Annotated in this window: 6 protein-coding genes; 4 read left to right on the top strand and 2 right to left on the bottom strand. The window is 68.3% G+C overall.

Features of this window, described 5'->3' with window-relative positions; all coding sequences use genetic code 11:
- The first annotated feature begins 428 nt into the window (after window positions 1–428).
- The 4 genes from CV1CTNOD_RS18740 to metX all read left to right on the top strand — a co-directional run bounded on the left by CV1CTNOD_RS18740 (window position 429) and on the right by metX (window position 6,270).
- Complete coding sequence (locus CV1CTNOD_RS18740; protein WP_165485620.1) at window positions 429–1,103, top strand: hypothetical protein; 675 nt, start codon at window positions 429–431, stop codon at window positions 1,101–1,103.
- Between the two features lie 11 nt (window positions 1,104–1,114).
- Window positions 1,115–3,493, top strand: coding sequence for an AAA family ATPase (locus CV1CTNOD_RS18735; protein ID WP_131787322.1), 2,379 nt, complete (start codon window positions 1,115–1,117; stop codon window positions 3,491–3,493).
- 292 nt (window positions 3,494–3,785) lie between these two features.
- Window positions 3,786–5,078, top strand: a complete 1,293-nt coding sequence (locus CV1CTNOD_RS18730; RefSeq protein ID WP_131787321.1) for a bifunctional o-acetylhomoserine/o-acetylserine sulfhydrylase — start codon at window positions 3,786–3,788, stop codon at window positions 5,076–5,078.
- Entirely contained in the window at window positions 5,062–6,270 is a 1,209-nt protein-coding gene (gene metX / locus CV1CTNOD_RS18725; protein WP_131787320.1) for a homoserine O-acetyltransferase MetX, read from the top strand. Before CV1CTNOD_RS18730 ends, metX begins: the two co-directional genes overlap by 17 nt.
- Window positions 6,271–6,290: 20 nt before the next feature.
- Here the strand turns inward: metX and CV1CTNOD_RS18720 are convergent, their stop codons facing one another.
- Entirely contained in the window at window positions 6,291–7,682 is a 1,392-nt protein-coding gene (locus CV1CTNOD_RS18720; protein ID WP_131787319.1) for an acyl-CoA carboxylase subunit beta, read from the bottom strand.
- Window positions 7,683–8,047: 365 nt separating this feature from the next.
- Window positions 8,048–9,025, bottom strand: a 978-nt coding sequence (locus CV1CTNOD_RS18715; protein WP_131787318.1) for a beta-ketoacyl-ACP synthase II, incomplete at its 5' end; no start/stop codon positions are given.

Below are 9,025 nucleotides of genomic sequence, written 5' to 3'. Positions count from 1 at the left end.
GGTCAGGGGGTCAAGGGGGGGCAAGGTCCAAGTCTGGCGGGTCGCCGAGCTGTGACTGGTTCGGGCTGTCGGGCGTGTCCTTGTCGACTATTACTACGATGGGCGTTCATCATACTACCTTGGGTGATATCGATCGTCGATGGCGGCGGTCCGTACAAGTACAAAACGACCATCAAGCATGTTGCCTCACTAAAACACGTCCGATCGGGTTGTCGGCGGACGCGCCGAAGGCGTGAATCACGTTCGTCCGGCCTCGTCGGATCATCTATCGGATTCGATACCGTAGCCGGTGTCGGCGCTATTGCGTATGCACTGCTTTCTCGGACAAGGTGCCATGCCGGGGCGCTGTGCTGCACCATAGGCTCAGCCTCACTACATTCTGGAGGTCGGCCGTGGGCAGGGGAAGTCGTACGCTGCGGGGACGCGTCATGCCTGCTGTGCCCGCGCTCCTGGCGGCTGTCGTTCTTCTTGTCGGGTGCGGCTCCGCTCGTTACGAATATGTAACGAACAAGGATGCCGGGACGTTTCTCAAGATCCCGAGTGCCTGGCAGCAGCACCCCATGCTCGGGCCCGCCTTCGTCGGGATAGACGCCCGCAACGTCAGTCCCGAGGCTGCCCGGCTGTTGGCCTCCCGTGAGTGGGTGGTGGGGATCGACGCGGCGGCGAAGTTCGACGACAAGAACCTCCTGCTCCCGGACGCGCCCGAGCCGAAGGGATTCGTGCAGGTCCGCCAGCTTCTGCCGGAGGAGGCGGCCACGTTGTCCACCAACGACCTGCGCAACCTGCTCGTCTCCATCGAGGACGCTGAGCAGGAGCAGGCCGAGCAGGTCCGGCAGGATCCCGAGGGAGCCCGGCTGTCGCCGCACTTCCTGCTGCTGACCGATGAGAGCGTCCACAAGGAAGGCGGCGTCCACGGCGTTCACTTGGTCTACCAGCTTCGGGTGGACACAGGCCTGGTCACCATCGACCAGACCAGTCTTTTCGACCAGGATCAGACGATGCTCTACCAGCTCGTGTTCGCCTGCTCCTCCTGGTGTTACGACCAGCATGGTGCGCAGATCCACCAGGTTCAGACATCGTTCACGATCAAGCCGATCACCTGAGATTGAAGATCATGAATCAGACCTCGTCCGCGCAGCCGCCCGTGCAACCGTTCACGATCGGCCCCGTCGATCCTCCGCCGTCGCAGTCGTCCAGGCCGGTGCGCAGGCCGCTGGTCCTGTGGGACAGGGTGAAATTCCTCGTCCTGCTCGCGGCGCTGTTCGGGTTCGTGGTGGCCGCGGCCATGTCGAACAACCCGATCATGGGCTGGTCCGACGCCGTGCGCGAACAGGCGTCGACGAGCTGGTGGCTGCTCGCGCTGATCGCGGTCGAAGTCATCCGCCAGGTGCACATGTTCATCGGCGAGCGCTTCTCGGCCTACTACGTCTTCTGGACCGATCGGGTCTTCGGCCGCTTCGAGCGTCGCCTGCTCCGGCTCAACGACTGGAACCGCTACCGCATGAGCCGGGCCCTGAAATGGGTGGCGACTCTCGCGATCTTCGCCTTCGTCTACGCCCGGATCCGCGACGACTCCGTCTTCAACGCTGTCGTGGCCATCCCCGGCGACATCTGGGCCGCGGTCCCGTTCGTGCTCCAGATCCTCCTGCTCATGCTGCTCGCGGTCGGCCAGTTCGTAGTGATCTTCTGGTTTCTCTCCCGCGGCGGCGTGGACGTCTACTTCCCCGAGGACATCAAGACCCGGTTCACCGACGTCTGGGGCCAGGACCACGTCCTGTCCCGGGTCAAGGAGGCGGTCTTCCATCTGGAGAAGCCCGAGGAGATCGAAAGCCGTGGCGGCTATGTGCCCGGAGGCATCCTGCTGTGGGGCCCGCCCGGCACCGGCAAGACCCTGATCGCGGAGGCGGTCGCCGGCGAGACGGGCAAGCCCTACGTCTTCGTCGACCCCGGTGCGTTCCGGGCGATGTTCTTCGGTGTCGGCGTGATGAAGGTGAAGAGCCTGTTCCGCAAGCTGCGCAAGCTGGCTCTCCGCTACGGCGGTGTGATCGTGTTCTTCGACGAGGCCGACACTTTGGGTAACCGCGGTCAGCTCGCCGGTGGTGATTTCGGGCGGGCGGCCCCGTCGAGCCGTGCCGGCGGCCATCTCTTCGGGCCGGTCGACCCGGCACACGCGTGCAACGGGATGGCCTACGCCAGCCACCCCACGCGCCGGCAGTTCGCCGAAGCCCAGTTCGTGGTTCCCGGTGGCGGCGGTGGTGGTCAGGCGAGTTTTGACGGGACGCTGCAGGCGCTGCTGACCGAGATATCGGGTCTGAAGAAGCCACGCGGTTTCCTCAACCGGATCGTCCGGCGTGCCCTGGGCATGCGACCGAAGCCACCGCCGAAGTACCGCATCATGATCATGATGGCGACCAACATGCCGCAGTCCCTGGACGAGGCGTTGCTGCGGCCCGGCCGCATCGACCGCATCTACAAGGTCGGCTACCCCAGCAAGGAGGGCCGGATACGGACCTTCCAGGGCTACCTGAGCAAGGTCCGCCACGATGTGGCGTCCGAGCAGGTGGAGCGGCTTGCGGTGATGAGCCCGTACGCCACGGGCGCGAGCATCAAGGACATGGTCAACGAGGCGCTCATCCAGGCGATCAAGGCGGACCGGGAGGTCGTCACCTGGAAGGACCTGCTGAAGGCCAAAGCGATCAAAGAACATGGCCTGCCCGACGACCACGAGTACGTCGAGCGGGAACGCCACAGCATCGCCCTGCACGAGGCCTGCCACGCGGTGGTCATGTACCGGCTGCAGAAGCACATGGTGATCGACATGGCGACCATCGAGCGCCGGGGGGACACCGGCGGCTTCGTGGCTCCGGTACCGCTGGAGGACAGGTTCGTCGACTGGCGCTCCGAGGTCGAGATCGACGTGATGACCTTCCTCGCGTCCATCGTGGGCGAGCGGATGTTCTTCGAAGGTGACCACACCCAGGGCGTCGGTGGGGACCTGCACGCCGCCACGGAGCTGGTCGCTCGCAGCATCGGGCGGCACGCCATGGGCACCATGCTCACGTCGCGCCCCGCGCTGGCCTCGGGCCTGGGCAGCAACCCGGCTTACTCGGGCAGCAGCCCGGGCTACCTCGGCGGCACGTTCGTCGAGGAGGTGGAGGCCAAGCTCCAGGAGCTCTACGTGCGCACCGAAGCGATCCTGACGGACAACCGCAGGGAGATCTTTGCGGTCACCCACGCGCTGGAGACAAACAAGACAATCACCGGTGAGGACGTGGAAGCAATCATGGAAGGCACGCTCGGCCCCACGCTGGACGGCCGTCGTTACCACGAGCCGGATTTCCTCGCTCTCGCCGAGGAGTACCACTCCAGCGCCGTCCAGGCGCATCGCGGACAGCGCATCGAGCAGCTGCGGCTTCCGGATCTCAGTAGCAAGGCGGCAGCCGCACCGGCTGCCGAGACTCCACCGGTTTCCACGGCCTCGGCCGAGCTGTAGGAGCGAGCGGGAATCCAACCAGGGAAGGCCGGCTGGTGGGAGGATTCCCGGGGACGAGGTCTGCTTTCGGGTGCTAGATTGCGAAATCGTGCACTCCTGGCCGAACATGTCGTGCGACATGCGGGGGTGTCCGGCGTGCCTGTTCGTGGACGAGGGCTGTTGTCCCCTCTGACGGCCGTTGGTGATGTTCGAAGTCCATGCGGCCGTGACCCGGCGGTCGCGTCTGTCCCGGTGTGAGTGCTAACGCGGCCTGTCCGGCGCAGCCGTCCATCTCCGGGGAGGATCAAGTTCCATGTCAGTAGAAAGCTGGTCGTTCGAGACCCGCCAGATCCACGCCGGTGCCCAGCCGGACCCGACGACCGGGGCGCGTGCGGTCCCGATCTACCAGACGACGAGCTACGTCTTCCGGGACACCGACCACGCCGCCGCGCTGTTCGCCCTCGGTGAGCCCGGCAACATCTACACCCGGATCATGAACCCCACGCAGGACGTCTTCGAGCAGCGGATCAGCGCGCTCGAAGGGGGCGTGGGAGCGCTCGCGGTGTCCTCCGGCCAGGCGGCCGAGACGCTGGCGATCCTGAACCTGGCCGAGGCCGGCGATCACATAGTGACCTCGGCGAGCCTGTACGGCGGCACCTACAACCTGTTCCACTACACGCTGCCCAAGCTGGGCATCCAGGTCAGCTTCATCGAGGACCCGGACGACCTGGACGCCTGGCGTGCCGCGATCGCCCCGAACACCAGGGCGTTCTACGGCGAGACGATCGGTAATCCCAAGGGGGACGTTCTCGACACCGCCGGGATCGCCGAGGTCGCACACGCCGCCGGTATCCCGCTCGTCGTCGACAACACCCTGGCCACGCCCTACCTCTACCGGCCGATCGAGTACGGCGCCGACATCGTCGTGCACTCGGCGACGAAGTTCATCGGCGGCCACGGCACCACGATCGGCGGTGTGATCGTCGACGGTGGGCGTTTCGACTTCGGCGCGTCGGGCCGGTTCGCGAACTTCACCACGCCCGACCCGAGCTATCACGGGCTGGTCTACTGGGATGCCCTCGGCCATGGTTCCTACATCGCCAAGGCCCGCGTCCAGCTGCTGCGCGACATCGGCGCGGCGCTCTCGCCCTTCAACGCGTTCCTCCTGCTCCAGGGTTTGGAGACGCTGTCCCTGCGGATCGAGCGGCACACCTCCAACGCCCAGCGGGTGGCCGAGTGGCTCCAGGCGCGGGACGAGGTGAGCTGGGTCAACTATCCGGGGCTGCAGTCGTCGAAATGGTATGACCGGGCCCGGCAGGTGCTGCCGAACGGCGCCGGCGCGATCCTGTCGTTCGGGATCGTCGGCGGCCTTGAGGCGGGCCGGAGGTTCGTCGAGGGCGTGGAGCTGTTCAGCCATCTCGCGAACGTCGGTGACGTACGTTCGTTGATCATCCATCCGGCCACCACGACACACTCGCAGCTCACCGAGTCCGAACAGGTGACCACCGGGGTGACTCCCGACCTGGTCCGGCTGTCCGTCGGGATCGAGGGCATCGACGACATCCTCGCAGACCTCGACGCCGGCTTCCGTGCCGCCAAGGGATGACAGCTGTCCGGACGGGGCGGTAGATGATCTTCTGCCGCCCGTCTCCGGTGCGTGGCGGGGCGGACTCGACCCGGTCGGGCGGCGTCGGTTCGTCGGCCTTCCCGGTCCGGTCGCGCTGGAGAACGGAGCATCGCTACCCGCTGTCACGGTCGCCTACGAGACGTGGGGACGGCTCGACCCGGCGGCGTCCAACGCCTTGCTGGTGCTGCACGCGCTGACCGGTGACAGCCACGCCGCCGGTCCGGCCGGGCCGGGGCATTCCGGCCGCGGATGGTGGGACGCGATGATCGGCCCGGGCCGGCCGATCGACACCGAACGCTACTTCGTCGTGTGCCCGAACGTCCTGGGCGGATGCCAGGGAACGACCGGCCCGTCCTCGACCGCCGCGGACGGCCGGCCCTGGGGGAGCCGGTGGCCGGAGATCACCATCGGTGACCAGGTGCTGGTGGAGGCACTGCTGGCCGACCAGCTCGGGATCCAGCGCTTTGCCGGTGTGATCGGCGGGTCGATGGGCGGGATGCGCGCCCTGGAATGGGCGCTGCGGTATCCCGACCGCGTCGCCCGGGCGGTGGTCGTCGCATGCGGGGTGGCCGCGACCGCCGAACAGATCGCCCTGTACTCCACCCAGATCGCGGCAATCACCTCCGATCCCGGCTGGTGCGGCGGGGACTACCATCACCGGCCCGTGGGTGCCGGCCCCCATGCCGGGATGGGTCTTGCCCGCAGGATGGCGCAGGTCAGCTATCGCAGTGAGCGGGAGCTTGCCGGCCGTTTCGGTAACCGGTTGCAGCTCGACGGCCGTTTCGCGGCCCAGTCCTACGTCGAGCACCATGCGGACAAGCTCGTCCGCCGGTTCGACGCGGGCACCTACGTGACCCTGACTCAGGCGATGATGACCCAGAACGTCGGCCGCGGCAGGGGTGGGGTGGCCGCGGCGCTGTCGGCCTGCCCGGTTCCGATGGCGGTGGCCGGTGTCGACTCCGACCGGCTCTACCCGCTCTACCTCCAGCGCGAGATAGCCGATGCGGTACGGGTGCCTGCTCTGGCCGGCGGCCTCGCGGTGATCCGATCGCTGTACGGGCATGACGCGTTCCTGCTGGAGACCGAACAGGTCACGGACGTCGTACGGGAGGCGCTGGAAGCTCCGCCCGTTGTTCCGGCGGAGGGGCCGGAACAACGGGTGCCGGAGTGACTATCCAGGTCTTCTGATCATTACAGGGGAATGTTGCCGTGGTTCGCCTTGCCCGGAGCGGCGCCGGCCAGGGCGTCGGCGATCGCGGCCCTGGTGGCTGCCGGTGTGACCACGGCGTCCACCACGCCCAGTTCCACCGCGCGGTCGATCCCACCGACCGTGCGCACGTGTTCGGCGGCAAGATCGGCAACCACGGCCGAACGGCGCTGCGTCGGGACCTCGGCCAGCTCGCGCCGGTGGAGGATCCCGACGGCGGCTTCGGCTCCCATGACCGCGACCACCGCGGTCGGCCAGGCGAACACGGCCGTCGCGCCCAGGCCGCGCGAGTTCATGGCGACGTAGGCGCCACCGTAGGCCTTGCGGGTGACGACGGTGACGCGGGGCACGGTGCATTCGGCGAACGCGTACAGCAGCTTCGCGCCGCGTCTGACCACGCCTTCCCACTCCTGGCCGACACCGGGAAGGTAGCCGGGAACGTCGACCAGGACGACCAGCGGCACGCCGAACGAGTCGCACATCCGGACGAAGCGTGACGCCTTCTCCGCGGACGTGGCATCCAGGCAGCCGCCGCGGCGCAGCGGATTGTTGGCGACCACTCCCACCGTCCGTCCGCCGAGGCGCCCCAGAGCGGTGACGATGTTCGGTGCCCACTTGGGGTGGAGTTCGACCACATCGTCGTCGAGCACGCCTGCCACCAGCGGGCGTACGTCGTAGGCACGGCGTGGCGACTCCGGTAGCAGGTCACCGAGGTCGCGCGCCTGGACCGCTCCGATGCTGCCCTGGTCGCCCAGCAGCACGCACAGCTGGCGGGTCCGGGCTACGGCGGCTTCGTCGGAGTCACAGGTGATGTCGACGACTCCGCTGCGGCGCGCGTGCACGTCGGGTCCGCCCAGGCTGTCGGCGGTGCAGTCCTCGCCGGTCACCGTCCGTACGACGTCGGGGCCGGTGACGAAGACCTTGGCGTCCGGACCCATCACGACGATGTCGGTCAGCGCGGGGCCGTAGGCGGCACCTCCCGCGGCGGCGCCCAGCACGAGGGAGAGCTGGGGGATCCGTCCGGAGGCGCGGACCGTGGCTGCGAACACCCGGCCGACTCCGTCGAGGGATGCCGCCCCCTCCCGTAGCCGGGCCCCACCGGAATGCCAGATCCCGACCACCGGGCGGCGCAGGCGTGCCGCCGTCTCGATGGCGTCGACGATCCGGGTGCAGCCATCGCGTCCCAGCGCCCCGCCCTGGATGGCCGCGTCGGTGGCGAAGGCCACCACCGGGTTGCCCTCGACGGCGCCCGCTCCCGCCAGCACGCCGGAGGTGTCCGCCGCGGCGAAGGGCTCGAAGGTGCCAGGATCGAAGAACTGGGCCAGCCGGGCCGACGGAGCACGCGGGTCAGCGCGTTCGAGCGTGGAGAGACTCACCGTTTATCTCCTTGGGATCCCTGGGGTCGATGACGAAAGCAGGCGACTGCCCGCGGGCCGCGTTGCGATCGGTGGGCCCACCGGATCATTATTCCTGTTTGTGATCGGATGGGTCCTCACGGGTTTCCCGTCATAATTGCCCGTAATTCCCCGTGATTGCGTCGTCATGCAGCGGTCGGGCCGGATGATCCGCTGGTTGTGGAACACGAGAACACCCGGACGCCGGCCGGGCACCGACCGGGCCCGACAGTCAGTGCCGGGTGTTCGCCGTGAATATCTGGCTGGAAATGAATTCGCCGATATTTCGAATGTCGGGCTCGAGGAGCGGCGGGGGATTTACTGTTTTCAGAGGGTGGAAGCGGGTTTCAGGGGGTGAAGGCGAGACAGACGTCGTGCCCGCCGAAACCGAACGAGTTCGACAGGGCCGCGCCGGCGGGAATGGAACGGTTGTCGATGGAGACCACGTCGAGGTCGATGTCGTCGTCGAGGGCGTCGAGGTTACGGGTGGCCGGCACGATCCGGTCCCGCAATGCGAGGACGGATATCACCGCCTCGACCGCCCCGGCCGCACCCAGCAGGTGCCCGGTCATGGACTTGGTGGAGGTCACGGCCACGCTGTCCAGGGCGTTCCCGAGCGCGGCCCGCAGCGCACGGGCCTCGGCGACGTCCCCGATGGGCGTGGAGGTGCCGTGGGCGTTGATATGCACGAGATCGGCCGCGGTCAGCCCGCCCGACTGCAACGCCGCGCGCACGGCGCGGGCCGCGCCGGCACCGCTGGGTTCGGGGGCGGTCACGTGGTAGGCGTCCGCGCTGGTCCCGGCACCGGCCAGGGTGGCGTACACCCGGGCGCCGCGGGCCCGGGCGTGTTCGGCGGTTTCCAGGACGAGGACTCCGGCACCCTCCCCGAGGATGAACCCGTCACGTCCCTTGTCGAACGGCCGGGACGCCGCCTGCGGGGCATCGTTGCGCCGGGACAGGGCCTGCATCTGGGCGAACCCGGCGATCGGCAGCGGGTGGATCGCCGCCTCCGATCCGCCGGTGATCGCGACGTCGGCCCGCCCGGCCCGGATCATGTCCAGGGCGTAGCCGATGGCCTCGGCTCCGGAGGCGCAGGCGCTGACCGGGGCGTGGACCCCGGCCCGGGCCGTGAAGGCCAGGCCCACGGTCGCGGCCGGGCCGTTGGGCATGAGCATCGGTACCACGTGCGGGGAGACCCGGCGGGGGCCGCGCTCGCGCAGCACGTCGTACTGGTTGAGCAGGGTTAGTACCCCGCCGATCCCGGAGCCGATCACGGCGGCGAGCCGGTCGGGGTCGACCTGGGGTGCCCCGGCGTCGGCCCATGC

The organism is Protofrankia symbiont of Coriaria ruscifolia, assembly GCF_900634745.1.
Classification (GTDB): domain Bacteria; phylum Actinomycetota; class Actinomycetes; order Frankiales; family Frankiaceae; genus Protofrankia; species Protofrankia californiensis.
Note: the sequence above shows the minus strand (reverse complement) of the source record. Positions and strands in the feature narration are given on the sequence as shown.